The sequence below is a fragment of the Vibrio qingdaonensis genome, assembly GCF_026191675.1.
In the GTDB taxonomy this organism is placed as follows: Bacteria; Pseudomonadota; Gammaproteobacteria; order Enterobacterales; family Vibrionaceae; genus Vibrio; species Vibrio qingdaonensis.
On record NZ_JAKRRY010000128.1, the window covers coordinates 1 to 956 of the forward strand.

Genomic DNA, 956 nt, shown 5'->3' on the forward strand with positions numbered 1-956 from the left:
CAAGATTTTGCTAAAAATTAAGCAAAGATCTTAGCAACAACACCAGCGCCTACTGTACGGCCACCTTCACGGATAGCGAAACGTAGACCTTCGTCCATTGCGATTGGAGCGATTAGCTCAACAACCATTTGGATGTTGTCGCCAGGCATTACCATTTCTACGCCTTCTGGTAGAGAGATATCACCAGTTACGTCAGTTGTACGGAAGTAGAACTGTGGACGGTAGCCTTTGAAGAACGGAGTATGACGGCCGCCTTCGTCTTTAGAAAGTACGTATACTTCAGACTCGAACTTAGTGTGTGGGTTGATAGAACCTTTAGCAGCAAGTACTTGGCCACGTTCAACGTCATCACGCTTAGTACCACGTAGAAGTGCACCAACGTTCTCACCAGCACGACCTTCGTCAAGCAGTTTACGGAACATTTCAACACCAGTACAAGTAGTCGTTGTAGTATCTTTGATACCAACGATTTCTACTTCGTCACCTACGCGTAGGATACCACGCTCGATACGACCAGTAACAACAGTACCACGACCTTGGATTGAGAATACATCTTCAATAGGTAGTAGGAACGGTTGGTCAACAGCACGCTCTGGTTCTGGGATGTAAGAATCTAGTGCTTCTGCAAGCTCAACGATCTTGTCTTCCCACTGCTTCTCGCCGTTTAGAGCGCCAAGTGCAGAACCTTGGATAACTGGTAGGTCATCACCTGGGAATTCGTACTCAGAAAGAAGTTCACGAACTTCCATTTCTACTAGTTCTAGTAGCTCTTCGTCATCAACCATGTCACATTTGTTCATGAATACGATGATGTAAGGGATACCAACCTGACGGCCTAGTAGGATGTGCTCACGAGTTTGAGGCATAGGGCCATCTGTTGCAGCAACAACAAGGATACCACCATCCATTTGTGCAGCACCAGTGATCATGTTTTTAACATAATCCGCGTGTCCTGG

Annotated in this window: 1 protein-coding gene; it reads right to left on the minus strand. The window is 46.3% G+C overall.

Going from position 1 to position 956, the window contains the following annotated elements; all coding sequences use genetic code 11:
- Window positions 1–17 precede the first annotated feature (17 nt).
- The coding region (gene tuf, locus MD535_RS25625) for an elongation factor Tu (protein ID WP_265678110.1) at window positions 18–956 on the minus strand (939 nt) is incomplete at its 5' end.